This window comes from Kitasatospora papulosa, from assembly GCF_000717245.1.
GTDB classification, from domain to species: domain Bacteria; phylum Actinomycetota; class Actinomycetes; order Streptomycetales; family Streptomycetaceae; genus Streptomyces; species Streptomyces papulosus.
This window is the reverse complement of the sequence record NZ_JNYQ01000004.1, coordinates 1,003,198-1,023,047: the sequence shown is the minus strand read 5'-3', so window position 1 is coordinate 1,023,047 and position 19,850 is coordinate 1,003,198. Positions and strand designations below refer to the sequence as shown.

The following is a 19,850-nucleotide window of genomic DNA, read 5'->3' as shown; positions in this document are numbered from 1 at the left end:
CCGTGCCCGACGCATCGGCCGTGACCGTCGCAGTGCTCGACGACATGCGTGAGGAGAGCGACGAACTCGACCTGCTGGTAGCGGGGTTGAGCGCACAGGAGTGGACCGCGCCGACCCCCGCCGCCGGGTGGACCGTCGCCCATCAGATCGCCCACCTCAACTGGACCGACGAGGTGGCCCTGGTCGCCGCCACGCAGCCCGACGCCTTCGCCGCCGAGGTGGAGAAGGCGCTCGCGGCCCCCGAGACCTTCGCCGACGAGGCGGCCGAGGAGGCCGTCACCGCGCTCACGCCCGCAGACCTGCTCGTGGAGTGGCGGCAGGGCAGGGCCCGGCTCCAGGAAGCGCTCCGCGCGGCGCCGGAAGGGACGAAACTTCCCTGGTACGGCCCGCCCATGAGCGTCGCCTCGATGGCGACCGCCCGGCTCATGGAGACCTGGGCGCACGGCCAGGACGTCGCCGACGCGCTCGGGGTGACCAGGAAGCCCACCGCGCGGCTGCGGCACGTCGCCCGGATCGGCGTACGGGCCCGGGACTACGCCTACTTCGTGCGGGGCCTGCGCCCGCCCGCCGAGCAGTTCCGGGTGGAACTCCTCTCGGAGGACGGCGTCCTGACGGTGTACGGACCCGAGGACGCCGAGCAGCGGGTCACCGGACCGCTCCTGGACTTCTGTCTGCTCGTCACCCAGCGCGCCCACCGGGACGACCTCGCCGTCGAGGCGGCCGGCCCGGACGCCGGGCAGTGGCTGGACATCGCACAGGCCTTCGCCGGACCCGCCGGGCCCGGGCGCCCCCGGAAGGCGGACCGATGACCCGGCCGCTGCGCATCGGCAACGCCTCCGGCTTCTACGGCGACCGCTTCGACGCCGTGCGCGACATGCTCACCGACGGGCCGCTGGACGTCCTGACCGGTGACTACCTCGCCGAGCTCACCCTGCTCATCCTGGGGCGCAGCCGTCTGAAGGACCCGAAGCGCGGATACGCCTCGACGTTCCTCCGGCAGCTGGAGGAGAACCTCGGGCTCGCCCACGAACGGGGCGTGAAGATCGTCACCAACGCCGGCGGGCTCAACCCGGCCGGGCTCGCCGACGCCGTACGGGAGCTGGCGGACCGCACCGGCATACCCGTGCGCGTCGCCCACGTGGAGGGCGACGGCCGCCCCGTGCCCGAAGGCTGTCTCACCGCCAACGCCTACCTCGGCGGCGCGGGCATCACCGCCTGCCTGCGCGCCGGGGCCGACATCGTCGTCACCGGGCGGGTCACCGACGCCGCCCTCGTCACCGGTCCCGCCGCCGCACACTTCGGCTGGGGCCGGGGCGACCACGACGCGCTCGCCGGGGCCGTCGTCGCCGGACACGTCCTGGAGTGCGGGACCCAGGCCACCGGCGGCAACTACGCCTTCTTCGGCGACCACGACGTCCGCCGGCCGGGGTTCCCGCTCGCCGAGATCCACGCGGACGGAAGCAGCGTGATCACCAAGCACGAGGGGACGGGCGGGGTCGTCGACATCGGCACCGTCACCGCGCAACTGCTGTACGAGACCGGCGGCGCCCGCTACGCCGGACCCGACGTCACCGCCCGGCTCGACACCGTACGGCTCACGCAGGACGGGCCCGACCGGGTGCGGATCGAAGGCGTGCGCGGGGAGGCGCCACCGCCCACGCTGAAGGTCGGGATCAACCGGCTCGGCGGGTGGCGCAACGAGGTCGTCTTCGTGCTGACGGGCCTCGACATCGACGCCAAGTCCCGTCTCGTACGTGACCAGTTCGCCGACGCCCTCGACCGTGCCGGCTCGAAGCCCGCGGAGGTGCGGTGGGAACTCGCCCGCACCGACCGGGCCGACGCCGACACCGAGGAGACGGCCAGCGCGCTGCTCCGGCTCGTGGTGCGCGACCCGGACGCGGAGGCCGTCGGCCGCGCCGTGTCCGGGGCGGCCGTCGAGCTGGCACTCGGCAGCTACCCGGGCTTCCATGTGACCGCCCCGCCCGGCAAGGGCGCTCCCTACGGCGTGTTCGAGGCCGCGTACGTGCCGGCCGGCGAGGTCGAGCACGTCGCCGTGCTGCCGGACGGGTCACGGGAGGCCGTACCGGCGGCCGGGGCGTACCGGGAGCTCGACGCGGTGGCGGAGCCGCCCCTGCCCGAACCGCTGCCCGCCGGTCCCACCCGTGCCGTCCCGCTCGGCCGGCTGGCGGGGGCCCGCAGCGGGGACAAGGGCGGGGACGCCAACGTCGGGGTGTGGGTGCGCTCGGACGACGCCTGGCGGTGGCTGGCCCACGAACTGACCGTCGCCCGCTTCCGGGAGCTCCTTCCGGAGACCGCCGGGCTCACCGTCGTACGCCATGTCCTGCCCCGGCTGCGGGCGCTCAACTTCGTCGTCCACGGCCTGCTCGGCGAGGGCGTCGCCGCGCAGGCGAGGTTCGACCCGCAGGCCAAGGCGCTGGGGGAGTGGCTGCGTTCCCGGCACGTCACCGTCCCCGTGCAGCTGCCGGCCGACCCGGAGGTGCACGCATGACCGTCCTGCCCACCGCCCTCGACACCGCGGGCCCCGAGTACGCCGCCCACCGCGAGGCGATGCTCGCGAAACTCGCCGACCTGGAGACCGAGCACGCCAAGGCCCTCGCGGGAGGCGGCGAGAAGTATGTCGCCCGCCACCGCAAGCGCGGCAAGCTCCTCGCCCGCGAGCGGATCGAGCTGCTGGTCGACCCGGACACGCCGTTCCTGGAACTCTCGCCGCTGGCCGCCTGGGGCAGCGACTACGCGGTGGGGGCCTCGCTCGTCACCGGCATCGGGACCGTGTCCGGCGTGGAGTGCCTGATCACCGCCAACGACCCGACCGTGCGCGGCGGAGCCTCCAACCCGTGGACCCTGAAGAAGGCGCTGCGGGCCAACGAGATCGCCTTCGCCAACCGGCTGCCCTGCATCAGCCTCGTGGAGTCGGGCGGGGCCGACCTGCCGTCCCAGAAGGAGATCTTCATCCCGGGCGGCGCGCTCTTCCGCGACCTCACGCGGCTCTCCGCCGCCGGGATCCCCACCGTCGCCGTGGTGTTCGGCAACAGCACCGCCGGAGGCGCGTACGTCCCCGGCATGTCCGACCACACCGTGATGATCAAGGAACAGTCCAAGGTCTTCCTCGGCGGCCCGCCCCTGGTGAAGATGGCCACCGGCGAGGAGAGCGACGACGAGTCCCTCGGGGGTGCCGAGATGCACGCCCGCACCTCCGGCCTCGCCGACCACTACGCCGTCGACGAGCACGACGCGCTGCGCCAGGCCCGACGGATCGTCGCCCGGCTCAACTGGCGCAAGGCACACCCGGATCCGGGCCCCGCCGAGCCGCCGAAGTACGACGAGGACGAGCTGATCGGGATCGTGCCCGGTGACCTGAAGGTCCCCTTCGACCCGCGCGAGGTCATCGCCCGGCTGGTCGACGGCTCCGACTTCGACGCCTTCAAACCGCTCTACGGGACGAGCCTGGTCACCGGCTGGGCGCGGCTCCACGGCTACCCGGTCGGCATCCTCGCCAACGCCCAGGGCGTGCTGTTCAGCGAGGAGTCGCAGAAGGCCGCGCAGTTCATCCAGCTCGCCAACCAGCGCGACATCCCCCTCCTCTTCCTCCACAACACCACCGGCTACATGGTGGGCAAGGAGTACGAGCAGGGCGGCATCATCAAGCACGGCGCCATGATGATCAACGCGGTGTCGAACTCCCGGGTCCCGCACCTCTCCGTGCTGATGGGCGCCTCCTACGGCGCCGGGCACTACGGCATGTGCGGCCGGGCCTACGACCCCCGCTTCCTCTTCGCCTGGCCCAGCAGCAAGTCCGCCGTCATGGGAGCCCAGCAGCTCGCCGGCGTCCTCTCGATCGTCGCCCGCGCCTCCTCCGCCGCCAAGGGGCTGCCCTACGACGACGAGGCCGACGCCGGGCTCCGCGCCATGGTGGAACAGCAGATCGAGTCCGAGTCGCTGCCGATGTTCCTCTCGGGGCGGCTGTACGACGACGGGGTCATCGACCCACGCGACACCAGGACCGTCCTCGGGATGTGCCTGTCCGCGATCCATACGGCCCCGGTCGAAGGCGCACGCGGCTTCGGCGTCTTCCGGATGTGAGGCATCGGATGATCACCACACTGCTGGTCGCCAACCGGGGCGAGATCGCCTGCCGGATCTTCCGCACCTGCCGGGACCTGGGCATCGCCACCGTCGCGGTGTACTCCGACGCGGACGCCGGCGCCCTGCACGTACGCGAGGCCGACACCGCCGTACGCCTGCCGGGGGCCGCGCCCGCCGACACCTATCTCCGCGGCGACCTCGTCGTCGCCGCCGCGCTCGCGGCGGGAGCCGACGCCGTGCACCCGGGCTACGGCTTCCTCTCCGAGAACGCCGGATTCGCCCGGGCCGTGCAGGACGCGGGCCTCCTCTGGGTGGGACCGCCGGTCAAGGCCATCGAGCTGATGGCGTCCAAGACCCGGGCCAAGGAACTGATGGCCGCCGCCGGAGTGCCCCTGCTCGCCCCGGTCGACCCGGGGAACGCCACCACCGCCGATCTGCCCCTGCTGCTCAAGGCGGCGGCGGGCGGGGGCGGGCGCGGGATGCGGATCGTGCGGGACCTCGCGTCGCTCCCCGGCGAACTGACCGCCGCGTCCGCCGAGGCCGTCAGCGCCTTCGGGGACGGCGAGGTCTTCGCCGAGCCGTACGTCGAACGGGGCCGGCACGTCGAGGTCCAGGTGATGGCAGACGGGCAGGGCACGGTGTGGGCGCTCGGCACCCGTGACTGCTCCCTCCAGCGCCGCCACCAGAAGGTCGTCGAGGAGGCCCCGGCCCCCGGACTCGACGACGGACTGCGCCGCCGCCTGCACGACGCGGCGGTCGCCGCGGCGCAGGCGGTGGGCTACCGGGGCGCCGGTACCGTCGAGTTCCTCGTGTCGGCCGAGGGGCGGCCCTGGTTCCTGGAGATGAACACCCGGCTCCAGGTCGAACACCCCGTCACGGAGGCCGTGTTCGGGCTCGACCTCGTCGCCCTGCAACTGCGCGTCGCGGAGGGCGGGCCACTCCCCACGACCACCCCGCCCGAACCGCGCGGCCATGCCGTGGAGGCCCGGCTGTACGCCGAGGACCCGGCCCGTGACTGGCAGCCACAGACCGGAGCACTGCTCTCGCTCGACGTACCCGAGGCGCCCGGACTGCGCCTCGACACCGGATACACGGGCGGCGACACGATAGGCGTGCACTACGACCCGATGATCGCCAAGATCATCGCCCACGCGCCCACCCGCACCGAGGCCGTCCGCCTCCTCGCCCGCGCCCTGGAACGCGCCCGCATCCACGGCCCCGTCACCAACCGGGACCTCCTCGTGCGCTCCCTGCGCCACCCCGACTTCGTCGCGGCACGCCTCGACACCGGCTTCTACGACCGGCACCTGACCGCCCTCACCGCCACCGCGCCGGGCGAGGACGCCGCGCGCCGTCTCGCCGCCACCGCCGCCGCGCTCGCCGCCGCCGGACCCTCCCCGGCGGGGACCGCCACAGGCCGCGTGGGCCCCGCCCGCTTCGGCGCCTGGCGCAACCTGCCCGCGCGGCCGCAGACCCGGAGCTACCGGAGCGAGCCCGACGGCACCGAGTACGAGATCGCCTACCGCACCGGCCGCGACGGCATCCCGGTGCCCGGGACGGGCGAGCGGGTCGTCGCCGTGCACCCCGGCGCGGTCACCCTCGAAACCGACGGCCTGACACGGCACTTCACCGTCACCGTCCACGGCGACCGGGTCCATGTGGACACCTCGTCCGGCTCGTACGCCTTCACCGCGCTGCCCCGTTTCACCGACCCCGCCGAACGCACCGAACCCGGCTCCCTGCTCGCCCCCATGCCCGGCACCGTCGTCCGCCTCGCCGACGGGCTCGCACCGGGCGCGGCCGTCGAGGCCGGGCAGCCGCTGATCTGGCTGGAGGCGATGAAGATGGAACACCGCATCCTCGCCCCCGCCTCCGGCACCCTCACCGCGCTCCACGCCGCGCCCGGACTCCAGGTCGAGGTCGGCGCTCTGCTCGCCGTCGTACAGGACGCGTCCGCGACCGACGCCGCGCCCGTATCCGCGAACGCCCCTGCTGACGACCCTGCGAGCGACCCCGTGAACGCATCCGCGCACCAGGAGGAGACGACCCGATGAGCACCGTCCTCGAAACCGAAGAGCACAAGGCACTCCGCGCGGCCGTCGCCGCCCTCGGCAAGCGCTTCGGCCGCGCCTACGCCACCGACCTGTTCCGCAACGGCGAGCACCCCCGCGAGCTGTGGGAGGAGGCCGGCAAGCTCGGCTACCTCGGCGTCAACCTCCCCGAGGAGTACGGCGGCGGGGGCGGCGGCATGGCCGAGCTCTCCATCGTCCTGGAGGAACTGGGCGCCGCGGGAAGCCCTCTGCTCATGATGGTCGTCTCCCCGGCGATCTGCGGCACCGTCATCGCCCGCTTCGGCACCGACGAGCAGAAGCAGGCCTGGCTCCCCGGCCTCTCCGACGGCTCCCTGAGCATGTCGTTCGGCATCACCGAGCCCGACGCCGGGTCCAACTCGCACCGCATCACCACGACGGCCCGCCGCGACGGCGGGGACTGGGTCCTCACCGGACGCAAGGTCTTCATATCCGGCGTCGACATCTCCGACGCGACCCTGATCGTCGGCCGTACCGAGGACGCCAGGTCCGGCAGCCTCAAGCCCTGCCTCTTCATCGTCCCCCGTGACACCCCCGGCTTCACCCGGACCCCGATCGACATGGAACTCCAGGCGGCGGAGAAGCAGTTCGAGCTGGTCCTCGACGACGTACGGCTGCCCGCAGGCGCCCTCGTCGGCGAGGAGGCGGACACCGGGCTGCTCCAGCTCTTCGCCGGGCTGAACCCGGAGCGCATCATGGGCGCCGCGTTCTCCATCGGCATGGGCCGCTACGCCGTCGACAAGGCCGTGGACTACGCGAGGACCCGCACCGTCTGGAAGGGCGCGCCCATCGGCTCCCACCAGGCCATCGCCCATCCGCTCGCCCAGGCGCACATCGAGCTCGAACTCGCCCGGCTGATGATGCAGAAGGCCGCCAGGCTGTACGACGACGGCGACGACATCGGCGCGGGGGAGGCGGCCAACATGGCGAAGTACGCCGCCGCCGAGGCCTGCGTCAGGGCCGTCGACCAGGCCGTCCACACCCTCGGCGGGAACGGCCTCACCCGCGAGTACGGGCTCGCCTCCCTGATCACGGCCGCGCGCGTCTCCCGCATCGCTCCGGTCAGCCGGGAAATGATCCTGAACTACGTCTCCCACCAGACCCTGGGCCTGCCGAAGTCGTACTGACGGTTCCCGGTCGCTCCTGGGTCTCCCCATCCGCCCCCGCAGGGGCGATTCTGGCTCTTCACCCGCGTCGAAGGGGACCGCCATGGTGTTCCACAGCGAGTACGCAGACGTCCAGCCCCTCGAAAGACCCATCCACGAAGCCGTCCTCGGGAACGCCGCGGACTTCGGTGACACACCCGCACTGATCGACGGCACCAACGGGATGACCGTCACCTACGCCCAGCTCGACACCTTCCACCGGCGCATCGCCGCGTACCTCGCCGCGGCCGGGCTGCGCAAGGGCGACGTGCTCGCCCTGCACAGCCCCAACACGATCGCCTACCCGGCCGTCTTCTACGGGGCGACCCGGGCCGGCGCCACCGTCACCACCATCCACCCGCTGTCCACCGCGGATGAGTTCGCCAAACAGCTCGGGGACTCCGCCGCACGCTGGATCGTCACCGTGTCCCCCTTCCTGGACGTCGCCCGCCGGGCCGCCGAACTCGCGGGCGGTGTCGAGGAGATCTACGTCTGCGACCAGGCCGAGGGCCACACCTCCGTACTCGACATGCTGGGGTCCACCGCGCCCGAGCCCGAGATCGCCTTCGACCCGGCCGAGGACATCGCCGTGCTCCCGTACTCCTCCGGGACCACCGGCACCCCCAAGGGCGTCATGCTCACCCACCGCTCCATCGCCACCAACCTGGAGCAGCTGCGGCCCTTCGTCCCCCTCGGCGAGCGCGACCGCATCCTCGCCGTGCTGCCCTTCTTCCACATCTACGGGCTGACCGCCCTCATGAACGGGCCGCTGCGCTACGGCGCCACCGTCGTCGTCCTGCCCCGCTTCGACCTCGCCCAGTTCCTGGAGACGATCCAGACCCACCGCATCACCGGCCTGTACGTCGCCCCGCCCATCGTCCTGGCCCTCGCGAAGCACCCGCTCGTCGGCGACTACGACCTCTCGTCGCTGGAGTACATCGTCAGTGCCGCCGCACCCCTGGACGCCGAACTCGCCGCCGCCTGCTCCACCCGGCTCGGCGTGCCCGCCGTACGCCAGGCGTACGGAATGACGGAGCTCTCGCCCGGCACGCACGTGGTGCCCCTCGACGCGGAGAACCCTCCGCCCGGCGCCGTCGGGAAACTGCTGCCCGGCACCGAGATGCGGATCGTGGCGCTCACCGACCCCGGCATCGACGTCGCCCCCGGCACCGACGGCGAGATCCTGATCCGGGGCCCCCAGGTGATGAAGGGCTACCTCGGACGCCCCGACGCCACCGCCGCGATGATCGACCCCGACGGCTGGCTGCACACCGGTGACGTCGGCCGGGTCGACGCGGACGGCTGGCTGTACGTCGTCGACCGGGTCAAGGAACTCATCAAGTACAAGGGCTACCAGGTCGCCCCCGCCGATCTGGAGGCGCTGCTCCTCACCCACGCGGGGATCGCCGACGCCGCCGTCATCGGGGTCCACGACGCCGACGGCAACGAGGTCCCGAAGGCGTACCTGGTCCGCCAGCCCGACGCGGGGGACCTCACCGAGGAGGACGTCCTGACATACGTCGCCGAGCGCGTCTCGCCGTACAAGAAGGTCAGACAGGCCGAGTTCATCGAAGCCGTGCCCCGTGCGGTGTCCGGCAAGATCCTGCGGCGCGAGCTGCGCGACCGGGAGAAGCAGTGACGACCCTGGCGACCCCGTCCCACGACCGGGGCATCACCACCCTCACCCTCGACTCCCCGGCCAACCGCAACGCGCTCTCCGCGACGCTGGTCGGTGAGCTGACCGAGGCGCTGGCCGGGTGCGCGGGCGACGACGCGGTGCGCGCGGTCGTGCTCACCCACACCGGCAACACGTTCTGCGCGGGCGCCGACCTGACCGCACCACCCGAACCTGCGGCCTTCGTCGCCCTGATGCGGGCGATCGTCGCCCTGCCCAAACCCGTCGTCGCCCGGGTCACCGGCCACGTCCGGGCCGGCGGGCTCGGGCTCCTCGGCGCCTGCGACATCTCGGCGGCGGGGCCCGGCTCCTCCTTCGCGCTCACCGAGTCCCGGCTCGGTCTGGCGCCCGCCGTCATCTCCCTGCCGCTGCTGCCCCGCCTCGACCCGCGCGCCGCCGCCCGCTACTACCTCACCGGGGAACGCTTCGACGCGGAGGAGGCGGCCCGCATCGGCCTCGTCACCCTGGCCGCCGGTCCCGAAGACGTGGACAAGGCACTCGTACCGGTACTGGACGGACTGCGCAGGGCGTCACCGCAGGGGCTGGCGGCTTCGAAAGAGCTGGTCACGGCTACTGTGCTGAGGAGTTTCGAACAGAACGCAGAAGACCTCATCGCCCGCTCGGCGGCGCTCTTCGCCTCCGACGACGCACGGGAGGGGATGACGGCCTTCCTGGAACGACGGGATCCCGCATGGGTGCTGTGACGACCCCGAAGCAGGACAGGAGCCGCGCCACCCGGCAACGGCTCCTGGCGTCGGCGGTGGCCTGCCTGGCCGAACACGGCTGGGCGGGCTCCACGGTCACCGTCGTCGCCGAGCACGCCGGGGTCTCGCGGGGAGCCGCCCAGCACCACTTCCCGACCCGCGAGGACCTGTTCACCGGCGCCGTCGAGTACGTCGCCGAGGAACGCTCCGCCGCCCTGCGCGCACTGCCCGTCCAGGACCGCGCGGCGGTGATCGCCGCCCTGGTCGACCTCTACACGGGGCCCCTCTTCCGCGCCGCCCTCCAGCTCTGGGTCGCCGCTTCGAACGAAGCCCAGCTGAGGCCCCGCGTCACCGAACTGGAGGCCCGGGTCGGCCGGGAGACCCACCGGATCGCCGTCGAACTCCTCGGCGCGGACGAGAGCCGCCCGGGGGTGCGCGAGACCGTGCAGGGCCTGCTCGACATGGCCCGCGGCCTGGGCCTCGCCAACGTCCTGACGGACGACACGGCCAGACGCCGCAAGGTCGTGGCCCAGTGGGCGGCCCTGCTGGACGAAGCGCTTGGCTGACGCGTGGTGGGGGACGCGTGGTGGGGAAACGGGCACCCGCACTCAGCGGGACCTGAGCAACTCCCTCACGTGGCCCGCGAGGGCGCGGACCTCGGACTCGGCGAGAGCACCGGAGGGAAGGTCCACCGGCGCCGACGGATCGGGCCGGCCGCACGGGCGGCAGAGACCGTCGGGGAGGGCCTCCGGGCGTCCGGGTACACCGCACTTGGCGCACTCCATCATCATGCGGTGAACGGGGCCGCCGGACGCGGTCGGCGCCACGGCCGGGGAAACGATCGGCGGGATCTTGTCGGCCAGGCGACGGCGTACGAACCCGACCGGCGAGCCGATCTGCCCGGGGAGTCCGGCGGTGAGGGCCTGGGTCAGGTACTCGGTGGTCACGCCCCGGGCCAGCCACTCGGCGGCCCGCGCCTCCAGCACCGCGCAGTCGGCGGCGGACAGGGCCAGACGCGAGTCGGCGCGTCCGAGCCGGGCCAGGGCCAGATAGGCGGGGGAGGGGGCATCGGCCGAAGCCGGAGTCGGAGCCGGAGTGGATTCCGGGGTCCGCTGCTGCGGCACGGCAGGTGCCGTGGGCGGTTCCTCCACGGCAGCCCCGGACGGCGATGTTGCTGCGGGGACGACCGGACTTGACTCACCGCCCCAGGCGGCGAGGTGCGTGCCCCACCACTCGTTGTCGCGGGAGGTACGGGACCAGAACGTCCGGAAGACCCAGCGGACCTGCTCGCCCTCACCGACCAGGCACCGTACGCGCCGCAGGTGGCCTGCCACGGACAGGGCCCGCAGGGCGGAGCCGACCGCCTGCTGGCCGTAGAGCGGCAGTTGCTTGGCGAGGCTCTTCACATCCATGGCCGCACCGTCGGGAAGGTGGTCGACGAACCCGGCGACGTACCGTTCGCGGGCGGGCAGGAGCGCGAAGACGTCCGTGCGTGACGGGCTTCGGTCCGGCACCGAGCGCTTGCCGTAACCGGTCTTGGCCATCGGGTACGGGCGGGAGAGTGCGGGGGCGGAGGGGGCCGGACTAGGCTGCTGGGTAGCCACGGGATCGCTCTTTCGATCTTGGGGTGAGACCCCGGCCGGTGCGCTAACACCGCGTCGGGGTCGTTCGTTTGGTCGCACCGTAAGCAGTCATGACACTCCGCCGCAAGCTGGTCACGATTAGTCATACTTGCTGGCCGTGACGGGTCCGGGAGGTCGGGGAGGTTTCCCCAAACCCCTTCTTTTCCCTACCGGTGACAAGAAGGCGCTCGGACCTCGGAGCCCGCATCCCGGCACCCGGATCCCGAAGCCCAAGCTTCGGGCGCACCCTCCTCCACGTACACCCGGAGGAGTGAACGTGCCGATCTCGGAGCTCGGGGCTCGGGACGCGAGATCCGAGCTTCGGGCCGCGCCTGGTGGCCCGTGGGGAGGACCGGTCAGGCGCCGAGGTCGAGTGAGCCGTTCCTGACGGCTGTGACGAAGGCGGACCAGCTTGCCGTGGACGCGATCACGGCCGGTCCGTGGGAGACCTTGCTGTCCCGTACGGGGACGACGGCGTAGCCGCGAGCCACCTCAAGGCATTCGCCGTTACTTCCGCCGCTGTAGCTGGACTTGTACCACCCTGCGAACAAGGCGGAGTCGGATCGGGTGCGTTCAACGCTCGCCATTTTCGTATTCCTCCGCGATGACCCTGACGAGGGCGAGGGACTCGTGATGCGGCGCCGCATCACTCAGGGCCAGAGCGTATGCCGTCTTGCATGACTCGACCACTGTTGGATCATCGATCAACTTGCCTGTGTGCAGACCTTCTACGTATGCCACCGGAGCGGCATCCGAGAAGCTCAGAAGGTAGAGCATGCTTTCCATGAGGGCATGAGCTCCCACGCTGAACGGCACCACATGCAGCCGGATCCTTCCGGAATCCGCCAAGCCCGCGATCTTGCGCAGTTGCTCGGCCATGACCTGTGGCCCGCCGACCGGGCGCCGGAGCGCCGCCTCGTCGAGCAAGGTCCAAGCGGTGGGGCTCAACGAGTTGTCCAGGATTCGGGCACGAGCAGCACGGTTGACGATCAGGCTGTCAACCTCGTCTGCCAGGAAGTTGGGGCTATGGGCTTTGAAGACGGCGCGCGCATAGTCGTTCGTCTGGAGCAGCCCGGGAATCAGTGAAGCTCCGTACTGTCGAATATCAGTGGCTTGCTGCTCAAGCTCGGCCACGGCGGCGAAGTGCTCCGCGAACTTCGTGTCCAGATCCTTCAGCCACCGGGCGAAGAACCCGTCCGTGCTCAGCGCCCGGTCGATCCGCTGGGCGTCATCCGGGTTGGGCAGCCGACGGCCCGCCTCGAAGTGGCTGATGAGCGTCGGCGAGCACACGATCTGCTCGCTCAACGCCTCCTGGGTCAGCCCCGCCGCCGTGCGCCTGAGCCGCAGCTCCTCGCCGTACTTCACCCGTGCCGTGCGTGGCCTGTGATGCGACGTCATGCGACCAACTCCCCAGGATGACAGGCGCGCTGTCAGGCGTGAACCCCTGGCAGCGTAGCGAGTGGCGACCTCATTCTGTGAAGAGTCGAGCACGGAGCGCAGTCGTTCGCTCCTTCGTGTGGCGTGGCCACGAAATCCGCAGGAAGCAGGAAGCCATGAGGGACCGCATCGCCCGGATCTTCGAGCTGCTGGCGAGACGGCCGGCGTCGGGAGCAGGGCATCCCCCGAGCGCGTGCACTCACCCCGACGGGATCACGAGACACTGCACCGGCGAACGTCCGCCGCGCGGCGAGGACAGCCCACTGGTGCGCCCCTACTACGTGGCGCACGAAAGGGAGCGGGAAGCCCGCAGGATCGCGGAGCTGAGGCGGCGGCGTGCGCTCGCGGTCATCCCGCGTGGGTGGGAGGCGGCGGCGTGAGGGCGGAGTCCGGAGAAGCGCGGCTGCTCCCGTGGACGACGGCGGGCGGCGAGCCCTGCTATCTCCTCGGGGACTGCGCGGGCACGGTGTCGCGGATGGCGGACTGGATCGAGAGTGCGCAGCTGTCCATGGCCGAGGATCTGCTCGGTCACGCGGCGGACCTGCTGGGCGACCGACGGGCCACCGGCCCCCAGGTGCACTACCTCGCGTGCCGCCTGGCCGAATCGCTGGGCGACGTACGGCGTGTGGCCGAGAGCCGGGGGCGACGGCTGGACGGCACCTCTGACGAGCCTGTGTCCGGCGGCGAGTGATGCTCCGTCACCCCGTTCGACACGTCGTGCTGCGGTGGCGGACGCCGACTGGGCAGGGGCGAATCTCGGCCCCGTTTCGCCGGGTCACCAAACAGTTTCCGCTAGGCAAATGATGTCCCGCTGGTGCATATTCCGGGGCGTATCGGTCGGCAGCAACGGCTTGTTCCGGCAGGTTTGCGTTCATGGGGCAGCGAAGTCGTTCGCCGAACGTGAAGGCGCGTGTCAGCGTGTGGAGCCAACAGGAATGGTGGATCGATCATGGGGCGTCATGGGCAGTCTGTTGAGCAACAGGCGAAAGTCCGCATGTTGTACGTCATGTCCTCCGTCGCTTTCGGAGTCCTCCTCATCTCCGGGATCGCTCTGGGAGTCATGGGGAACCCTGCGGGGTGGATCCTGTGCGTGGTGGCTGTGGCCCTCTGGTCGGGTCTGCACCTCACCCTCAAGTACACCCGGCAGGCTCAGCCCTAGGCAGGGGTGGGACAGCACGATGCGGCCCTGCGCTGCCGGTTCACTCTCCGGGCGCTCACACGCCGGCGACGAACCAGCTCGCCGGCGGCTGCTTCGCCACTCCCGGGCACACAGAGAAAGACGGTTTCCGTGACTCGTGTCGGATGGTCCCTCGAGCAACGTGCGGCGGTGAAGAGGTGGATGCAGGTTTCCACGATCTTCCTGATCGCCGGGATGGTCCTGTCAGGATTTCTCATCGCGAAGGGAAATAATGGGGGTTGGGGTCTGCTTGTTCTGTGTGCGTGTATGTACGGGGCCTGCTTCCTGTACATAAGGAATATCAAGCGGAAGCAGCCTGGCTGATGCGTTCCCGCACGGTGATCGCCGGTGCATTGAGGTTCGCCGGACGGTCTGCGGTGGATCTGGTCGACCGGTCACGAGCCTGCGTGGATGGTTCCCGCATGCGCCCGCAGTGCCGCGCCTCATGAACGGGCCGAGCGAAGGGCGAGGCGGTACGTCCTGTACCCCCTCGCCCCGCCCGTCAGTTGCCCAGGTCCGCCAGCTGGTCGTAGCCCGGGATCGAGCGGGGGTCGCGCGTGCCCGGGCCGACGTACGTCGCCGAGGGGCGCACCAGGCGGCCCGTCCGCTTCTGTTCCAGGATGTGCGCCGACCAGCCCGCCGTGCGGGCGCAACTGAACATCGACGTGAACATGTGGGCCGGGACCTCGGCGAAGTCCAGGACGATCGCCGCCCAGAACTCGACGTTCGTCGCCAGGACACGGTCCGGGCGGCGGGCGTGGAGCTCCTCCAGGGCCGCCTTCTCCAGCGCCTCCGCCACCTCGAAGCGCGGGGCGGCCAGTTCACGGGCCGTGCGGCGCAGGACGCGGGCCCGGGGGTCCTCGGCGCGGTACACGCGGTGGCCGAAGCCCATCAGACGCTCGCCCTTGTCCAGGGCCTGCTTGACGTACGCCGTCGCGTCGCCCGTCCGCTCGATCTCCTCGATCATGCCGAGGACCCGGGACGGGGCCCCGCCGTGCAGCGGACCCGACATGGCGCCCACCGCTCCGGACAGTGCCGCCGACACGTCCGCACCGGTGGACGCGATGACCCGGGCGGTGAACGTCGAGGCGTTCATCCCGTGCTCGGCGGCCGACGTCCAGTAGGCGTCGACGGCCTTGACGTGCTTCGGGTCCGGCTCACCGCGCCAACGGATCATGAACCGCTCGACGACGGACTCGGCCTTGTCGATCTCGCTCTGCGGGACCATCGGGCGACCCTGGCCGCGGGCCGACTGGGCGACGTAGGACAGCGCCATCACGGCGGCCCGCGCCAGGTCGTTGCGCGCGGTCTCCTCGTCGATGTCGAGCAGCGGCTTCAGGCCCCAGACCGGGGCCAGCATGGCGAGTGCGGACTGCACGTCGACCCGGATGTCACCGGAGTGCACGGGGATCGGGAACGGCTCGGCGGGCGGCAGACCGGGGTTGAACGCCCCGTCCACCAGCAGGCCCCAGACGTTGCCGAACGACACGTGGCCGACGAGGTCCTCGATGTCGACGCCGCGGTAACGGAGCGAGCCGCCTTCCTTGTCGGGTTCGGCGATCTCCGTCTCGAACGCGACGACTCCTTCAAGTCCGGGTACGAAGTCGGACATCGGGCGGCTCCCTCGACTCGGCGGCTGTGTTCAGGCCACAAAGGCCTGAGCACGATACTGGCGGGTTACCACGACGCGGGGAAGGGTGACGTCCGGCACAGCCCCTCCGGCTCGCGGACCGGCGATCGTGCCCCTCCCCGTGGGGAAACCGGCCCGCTGCGGCAGGATGGCCCCGTGCCCACAGCAGATGCCACTCCGTCTTCCGCTTCCGCCTCCTCTCGCGTCCCGTCATCCGATTGCACCACCGATCCCGCCGGGATGCGCGAGCAGTACCGCTCCGAGGACTTCACCGAGAAGGATCTCGCCGCGGACCCCATGGAGCAGTTCGCCCACTGGTTCCGCCAGGTCGCCGGCGGCGGCGCGCTGCACGAGCCGAACGCGATGGTGGTCTCCACGGCCGACTCCCGGGGCCGGCCGTCCTCCCGGACGGTGCTCCTGAAGCACTACGACGCGCGCGGCTTCGTCTTCTTCACCAACTACGGCTCCCGGAAGGGCCGGGAACTCACGGCGAACCCGTACGTCTCGCTGCTCTTCCCCTGGCACCCGCTGGCCCGCCAGGTCATCGTCACCGGTTCGGCTGTCCGCGTCGGCCGGGAGGAGACGGTGGCGTACTTCCGCACCCGCCCGCACGGCTCCCAGCTGGGTGCCTGGGCGAGCGACCAGTCTGCGGTGATCGGCTCCCGCCAGGAACTGGTGGACCGTTACGAGGAGCTCGCGGCCCGGTACCCCGAGGGCGAGAAGGTCCCGGCGCCCCCGCAGTGGGGCGGCTTCCGCGTCGTGCCGGACGCGATCGAGTTCTGGCAGGGGCACGAGAACCGGCTGCACGACCGGCTGCGGTACGTGCGGGAGAGCCCGGAGGCGGGCTGGCACGTGGAGCGCCTCTGCCCCTGAGGGGCTCCCCGAGAGCCCCTGGACTCCTCGGGTCCGGGGCCTCTCAGCCCGCCTCGGCGCCCGGAGCCTCGCCGGACTCCGGCAGCAGCCGTACGAGGCCGAGGAGGTCGGCCTCGGTGATCTCCTGGCCCAGGAACACCGTCCGGTACACGACGTAACCGGTCCAGCTGTCGACGATCGTGTCCACCGGCAGCCCCTCCGGGAGCCCGCCCCGGGCCACGCCGTTGCGCAGCAGCAGAGCGGCCCGCTCGGCGTGGGCGCGCAGGAGGTCCCGCAGATCCGCCCGGCCGGCCTCGCCGCGCTCGGTCAGCGCGCCCGTCACCACGCTGGGGTCGCCCAGCAGGGTCAGGGTCCGCACCAGGTTCCGCAGCCAGAGCAGCGCGTCCTCGCGCACATCGCCCGTGTCGGGGGCCGGTCCGGGGGCGAGCCGGTCGGCGACCGCCTCGGTGATCACGGCCGCCTTGTTCGGCCACCAGCGGTAGACCGTCATCCGGGCCACCCCGGCCCGTGAGGCGATGCGGTCCATCGTCACGCCCTTGTAGCCCAGCTCGGCCACCAGCTCCCGCGTGGCCGCCAGGACCGCCTCGTGGGCTTCCGGGTCGCGGTGCGGGCCGCGACGGGGGCGTGCTGCGGGGCGTTCGTCGTCCATGGAACCTCCTGAGCCGCACGATACGGGCACAGCGGAATATTTAGACTGTACGTACTGTCTAGCCTAAGTGTCATCCGGCACATCTCGGCGTGGAGGTTCAGTCATGGAAGACCGGTTCAACGGCAAGGTCGTCCTCATCACCGGCGGCGGCTCGGGACTCGGCCGCTCGGCGGCCGTGAGGGTCGCGGCGGAAGGCGCCCGGCTGGCGCTCGTCGACGTCAGCGAGCAGGGCCTCGCGGACACGGCGGCCGAGGTGGAGAAGGCGGCGCCCGGCGCGGAGGTCCTGCGGATCACCGCCGACGTCAGCTCCGAGGAGGACACCCGGCGGTACGTCTCCGCCACGGTCGAGGCGTACGGACGCATCGACGGCTTCTTCAACAACGCCGGCATCGAGGGCAAGCAGAACCTCACCGAGGACTTCGGCTCCGACGAGTTCGACCGCGTCGTCTCGATCAACCTCCGCGGCGTGTTCCTCGGCCTCAAGTACGTGCTCCCGGTCATGAAGGGCCAGGGCTCCGGATCCGTCGTGAACACGGCATCGGTCGGCGGCATACGGGGCGTGGGCAACCAGTCCGGCTATGCGGCGGCCAAGCACGGCGTGGTCGGTCTCACCCGCAACTCCGGTGTCGAGTACGGGCAGTTCGGCGTCTCGGTCAAGGCGATCGCCCCCGGTGCCATCATGACCCCGATGGTCGAGGCCTCGCTCAAGCAGATCGACGCGGACAACTGGGAGAAGGCCGGCGAGGCCTTCGTCAGCGTCAACCCGATGAAGCGCTTCGGCAGGCCCGAGGAGGTCGGCAACCTGGTCGCGTTCCTGCTCTCCGAGGAGTCCGGCTTCATCAACGCCACGGTCGTGGCGATCGACGGCGGCCAGTCCGAGCAGTACTGAGCCCTCCTGACCGGAGAGGGCGACCCCGGGAGTGCCCGGGGAACGCAGGAACCCGCAGGCTCTGGTCCCTCCTTGCGGAGGAGCCGGCCGGACTTACCGGCGAGCCTGCGGGTCGGTGACTGCTTGGGTTTCGGCAGACAGCCTGCCGAGGTGCACGGTGTGCGACGACGGGCTGTCAGCCCGCAGCCACCTCACGAATCCGATAAGACTGCACTTTTCGGATCACCTCCTTTCAGCGTGTGCCCACAGCCTAGGAACGCCCTCGCGCACGCACAACCGAATTAACGCGGCCCTGGGTGGACACCGGATTTCAGGGAAGTGGCTGTGTGGTGGCTCACGTTCGAGTTCAATGGTCTGACGTGCGGCAATGCGAGACGCGAAGCGGAAGACGCCCTGCGGGAGGTACGGAGTGAGTGCTTCCAGGAGCACCGGGACCACCGACGCGGTCGGCCCCGACGAGGACCCCGGGCGGGACCATCCGGCGGCGATCCCGGGCACCCGGCTTCTCGCGGCCCTGCTGGACGGGATGGACGCCGCGCTCTGCGCGTTCGACGCGCACGGCACCATCACCCACTGGAACCGCGAGGCCGAGCGGATCCTCGGCTGGAGCGCCGCCGAGGCCGTCGGCCGGCGCGGATTCGCCGGGTGGGCCGTCCGGAGCGCGGACGCCGGGGACGTACAGGGACGGCTGCTGTCCGTCATGGACGCGCCGGGCCGCCAGGTCCACGAGTTCGCGCTGCTGCGCAAGGACGGCGGGCGCGTCCTCGTGCGGACCCAGTCGTCGGGGGTCCGTGGTGAGGACGGGAAGCCCGCCGGGGTGTACTGCGCGTTCAGCGAGGTGCACGCGCAGATCGACCTGGAGCGTTCCATCGCGCTCAGCGAGGCCCTGTTCGAGGACGCGTCCTGGGGCGTCGTCGCCGTCGACGTCGACCTGCGTCCCACCGTGGTGAACGCCTACGCCGCCCGCGCGCTGGGCGGCGGACGCACCACGCTGCTCGGGCGACCGCTGGGCGAGCTGATCGTGCAGGGCGTCGAGGACCTGGAGAGCGCCCTGCAGCACGTCCTCGCCGAGGGTGCGCCGCCCGCCCCGGCCGAGCTGTGGGTGACCCTGCGCACCGCCGACGGCGACCGGCGGCGCTGCTGGCGCAGCGGGTTCCTGAGGCTGGCCTCGCCGCTCGCGGAAGAACCGGTTCCGCTCGGGGTCGGCTGGCTGTTCCGGGACGTCACCGCGGCGAAGCTCGCGGAGCAGGACGCGGACCGGGTGCGCTTCCGCGCGAAGCAGCTGCACCGCGCGGCCCGCCAGGCCGCGGAGTGCGAGGACCCGATGGAGGCGGCGACCACGTCGCTGGACTACGCGCTGGCCGGGTTCGCCGACCACGTGGTCGTCGATCTGCTGGCGGACCTGGCGGCGGGGGAGCGGCTCGTACGGGCCGCGGCCACGCCGTCCGACGCGCCGGGACCCTGTCTGCCGGTGTCCGGCGGCCCGCTCCCGGTGCGGTACGCGCCCGGACACCCGGCCCTCCAGGCCGTGGAGCGCGAGGGATCCGTCCGGGCCGCCGCGCCGGCGGGAGCGGGCGGGGCGTGGTCGGTGGAGCACCAGTGGCCGGACGGCTCGGTGCACGCCCTGTGCGCGGTGCTGCGGAGCCGGGGGCGGACGCTCGGCGTGGTGACGTTCCTGCGCGCGGCGAACCGCAGCGCGTTCGAACGCCCCGACGTGACGTACGCGGAGAGCGTGGCCGCCCGGGTCGCCACGGCGGTCGACCTGGCCCGGCTGACGGCCGGGCCGGACGCCTGAGGGTGAGGCCGCGCCCGGCGGTGCGTCGGTGACGGTGGCGCGGGCCGCTCCCGTCCGGGC

General features: G+C 71.8%; 19 protein-coding genes. 14 read left to right on the top strand and 5 right to left on the bottom strand.

Going from position 1 to position 19,850, the window contains the following annotated elements:
* Positions 1 to 2 precede the first annotated feature (2 nt).
* From IA22_RS0115935 to IA22_RS0115900, 8 genes are all read left to right on the top strand, one after another.
* A complete protein-coding gene (locus IA22_RS0115935; protein ID WP_030123957.1) occupies positions 3 to 809 on the top strand; it encodes a TIGR03084 family metal-binding protein in 807 nt (268 codons plus the stop codon).
* Positions 806 to 2,509: an acyclic terpene utilization AtuA family protein gene (locus IA22_RS0115930; protein ID WP_030123956.1), complete on the top strand. Its 1,704-nt coding sequence runs from the start codon at positions 806 to 808 to the stop codon at positions 2,507 to 2,509. Before IA22_RS0115935 ends, IA22_RS0115930 begins: the two co-directional genes overlap by 4 nt.
* Positions 2,506 to 4,101 (top strand): acyl-CoA carboxylase subunit beta, encoded by a 1,596-nt coding sequence (locus IA22_RS0115925; protein WP_015578271.1) that lies wholly within the window; start codon positions 2,506 to 2,508, stop codon positions 4,099 to 4,101. Before IA22_RS0115930 ends, IA22_RS0115925 begins: the two co-directional genes overlap by 4 nt.
* 8 nt (positions 4,102 to 4,109) lie before the next feature.
* Entirely contained in the window at positions 4,110 to 6,158 is a 2,049-nt protein-coding gene (locus IA22_RS0115920; RefSeq protein ID WP_030123955.1) for an acetyl/propionyl/methylcrotonyl-CoA carboxylase subunit alpha, read from the top strand.
* A complete protein-coding gene (locus IA22_RS0115915; protein ID WP_014154745.1) occupies positions 6,155 to 7,321 on the top strand; it encodes an acyl-CoA dehydrogenase family protein in 1,167 nt (388 codons plus the stop codon). Before IA22_RS0115920 ends, IA22_RS0115915 begins: the two co-directional genes overlap by 4 nt.
* Before the next feature lie 82 nt (positions 7,322 to 7,403).
* Positions 7,404 to 8,978 (top strand): 4-coumarate--CoA ligase family protein, encoded by a 1,575-nt coding sequence (locus tag IA22_RS0115910; protein WP_014154744.1) that lies wholly within the window; start codon positions 7,404 to 7,406, stop codon positions 8,976 to 8,978.
* A complete protein-coding gene (locus IA22_RS0115905; protein WP_030123954.1) occupies positions 8,975 to 9,718 on the top strand; it encodes an enoyl-CoA hydratase family protein in 744 nt (247 codons plus the stop codon). Before IA22_RS0115910 ends, IA22_RS0115905 begins: the two co-directional genes overlap by 4 nt.
* A complete protein-coding gene (locus IA22_RS0115900; protein ID WP_015578275.1) occupies positions 9,706 to 10,284 on the top strand; it encodes a TetR/AcrR family transcriptional regulator in 579 nt (192 codons plus the stop codon). The genes IA22_RS0115905 and IA22_RS0115900 overlap by 13 nt, the downstream gene beginning before the upstream one ends.
* 42 nt (positions 10,285 to 10,326) lie before the next feature.
* Here the strand turns inward: IA22_RS0115900 and IA22_RS0115895 are convergent, their stop codons facing one another.
* From IA22_RS0115895 to IA22_RS0115885, 3 genes are all read right to left on the bottom strand, one after another.
* A complete protein-coding gene (locus IA22_RS0115895) occupies positions 10,327 to 11,262 on the bottom strand; it encodes a hypothetical protein (RefSeq protein ID WP_038272317.1) in 936 nt (311 codons plus the stop codon).
* 434 nt (positions 11,263 to 11,696) lie between these two features.
* A complete protein-coding gene (locus IA22_RS0115890; RefSeq protein ID WP_030123952.1) occupies positions 11,697 to 11,927 on the bottom strand; it encodes a DUF397 domain-containing protein in 231 nt (76 codons plus the stop codon).
* Positions 11,914 to 12,738: a helix-turn-helix domain-containing protein gene (locus IA22_RS0115885; protein WP_015578278.1), complete on the bottom strand. Its 825-nt coding sequence runs from the start codon at positions 12,736 to 12,738 to the stop codon at positions 11,914 to 11,916. The genes IA22_RS0115890 and IA22_RS0115885 overlap by 14 nt, the downstream gene beginning before the upstream one ends.
* 155 nt (positions 12,739 to 12,893) lie before the next feature.
* Between IA22_RS0115885 and IA22_RS0115880 the strand changes: the two genes are divergently transcribed.
* The 3 genes from IA22_RS0115880 to IA22_RS34120 all read left to right on the top strand — a co-directional run bounded on the left by IA22_RS0115880 (position 12,894) and on the right by IA22_RS34120 (position 13,936).
* Positions 12,894 to 13,157 carry a hypothetical protein gene (locus tag IA22_RS0115880; protein WP_014154738.1) on the top strand — a complete coding sequence of 88 codons (264 nt, stop codon included), beginning with the start codon at positions 12,894 to 12,896 and terminating at the stop codon, positions 13,155 to 13,157.
* On the top strand, positions 13,154 to 13,468 hold the full coding sequence (locus tag IA22_RS0115875) for a hypothetical protein (RefSeq protein ID WP_030123951.1): 315 nt from the start codon (positions 13,154 to 13,156) through the stop codon (positions 13,466 to 13,468). Before IA22_RS0115880 ends, IA22_RS0115875 begins: the two co-directional genes overlap by 4 nt.
* Before the next feature lie 315 nt (positions 13,469 to 13,783).
* A complete protein-coding gene (locus IA22_RS34120) occupies positions 13,784 to 13,936 on the top strand; it encodes a hypothetical protein (RefSeq protein ID WP_162471237.1) in 153 nt (50 codons plus the stop codon).
* A gap of 520 nt (positions 13,937 to 14,456) precedes the next feature.
* Here the strand turns inward: IA22_RS34120 and IA22_RS0115865 are convergent.
* Positions 14,457 to 15,566: a citrate synthase 2 gene (locus IA22_RS0115865; protein ID WP_014154735.1), complete on the bottom strand. Its 1,110-nt coding sequence runs from the start codon at positions 15,564 to 15,566 to the stop codon at positions 14,457 to 14,459.
* A 258-nt stretch (positions 15,567 to 15,824) separates the two neighbouring features.
* On the opposite strand from IA22_RS0115865, the gene pdxH reads away from it, so the two are divergent.
* Positions 15,825 to 16,457, top strand: coding sequence for a pyridoxamine 5'-phosphate oxidase (gene pdxH, locus IA22_RS0115860; RefSeq protein ID WP_015578282.1), 633 nt, complete (start codon positions 15,825 to 15,827; stop codon positions 16,455 to 16,457).
* A gap of 43 nt (positions 16,458 to 16,500) precedes the next feature.
* On the opposite strand, the gene IA22_RS0115855 is transcribed toward pdxH, so the two are convergent.
* A complete protein-coding gene (locus IA22_RS0115855; RefSeq protein ID WP_015578283.1) occupies positions 16,501 to 17,106 on the bottom strand; it encodes a TetR/AcrR family transcriptional regulator in 606 nt (201 codons plus the stop codon).
* Positions 17,107 to 17,209: 103 nt separating this feature from the next.
* On the opposite strand from IA22_RS0115855, the gene IA22_RS0115850 reads away from it, so the two are divergent.
* Both IA22_RS0115850 and IA22_RS0115845 read left to right on the top strand, forming a co-directional pair.
* A complete protein-coding gene (locus IA22_RS0115850; RefSeq protein WP_030123950.1) occupies positions 17,210 to 17,995 on the top strand; it encodes an SDR family oxidoreductase in 786 nt (261 codons plus the stop codon).
* A 409-nt stretch (positions 17,996 to 18,404) separates the two neighbouring features.
* Positions 18,405 to 19,790: a PAS domain-containing protein gene (locus tag IA22_RS0115845; protein WP_014154731.1), complete on the top strand. Its 1,386-nt coding sequence runs from the start codon at positions 18,405 to 18,407 to the stop codon at positions 19,788 to 19,790.
* Positions 19,791 to 19,850: the final 60 nt, after the last annotated feature.

Coding starts and splice junctions, on each gene's coding strand:
- IA22_RS0115930 (WP_030123956.1), top strand. CDS start 806: ATGACCCGGCCGCTGCGCATCGGCAACGCCTCCGGCTTCTACGGCGAC.
- IA22_RS0115925 (WP_015578271.1), top strand. CDS start 2,506: ATGACCGTCCTGCCCACCGCCCTCGACACCGCGGGCCCCGAGTACGCC.
- IA22_RS0115920 (WP_030123955.1), top strand. CDS start 4,110: ATGATCACCACACTGCTGGTCGCCAACCGGGGCGAGATCGCCTGCCGG.
- IA22_RS0115915 (WP_014154745.1), top strand. CDS start 6,155: ATGAGCACCGTCCTCGAAACCGAAGAGCACAAGGCACTCCGCGCGGCC.
- IA22_RS0115910 (WP_014154744.1), top strand. CDS start 7,404: ATGGTGTTCCACAGCGAGTACGCAGACGTCCAGCCCCTCGAAAGACCC.
- IA22_RS0115900 (WP_015578275.1), top strand. CDS start 9,706: ATGGGTGCTGTGACGACCCCGAAGCAGGACAGGAGCCGCGCCACCCGG.
- IA22_RS0115895 (WP_038272317.1), bottom strand. CDS start 11,262: ATGGCCAAGACCGGTTACGGCAAGCGCTCGGTGCCGGACCGAAGCCCG.
- IA22_RS0115890 (WP_030123952.1), bottom strand. CDS start 11,927: ATGGCGAGCGTTGAACGCACCCGATCCGACTCCGCCTTGTTCGCAGGG.
- IA22_RS0115885 (WP_015578278.1), bottom strand. CDS start 12,738: ATGACGTCGCATCACAGGCCACGCACGGCACGGGTGAAGTACGGCGAG.
- IA22_RS0115880 (WP_014154738.1), top strand. CDS start 12,894: ATGAGGGACCGCATCGCCCGGATCTTCGAGCTGCTGGCGAGACGGCCG.
- IA22_RS34120 (WP_162471237.1), top strand. CDS start 13,784: ATGTCCTCCGTCGCTTTCGGAGTCCTCCTCATCTCCGGGATCGCTCTG.
- IA22_RS0115865 (WP_014154735.1), bottom strand. CDS start 15,566: ATGTCCGACTTCGTACCCGGACTTGAAGGAGTCGTCGCGTTCGAGACG.
- pdxH (WP_015578282.1), top strand. CDS start 15,825: ATGCGCGAGCAGTACCGCTCCGAGGACTTCACCGAGAAGGATCTCGCC.
- IA22_RS0115855 (WP_015578283.1), bottom strand. CDS start 17,106: ATGGACGACGAACGCCCCGCAGCACGCCCCCGTCGCGGCCCGCACCGC.
- IA22_RS0115850 (WP_030123950.1), top strand. CDS start 17,210: ATGGAAGACCGGTTCAACGGCAAGGTCGTCCTCATCACCGGCGGCGGC.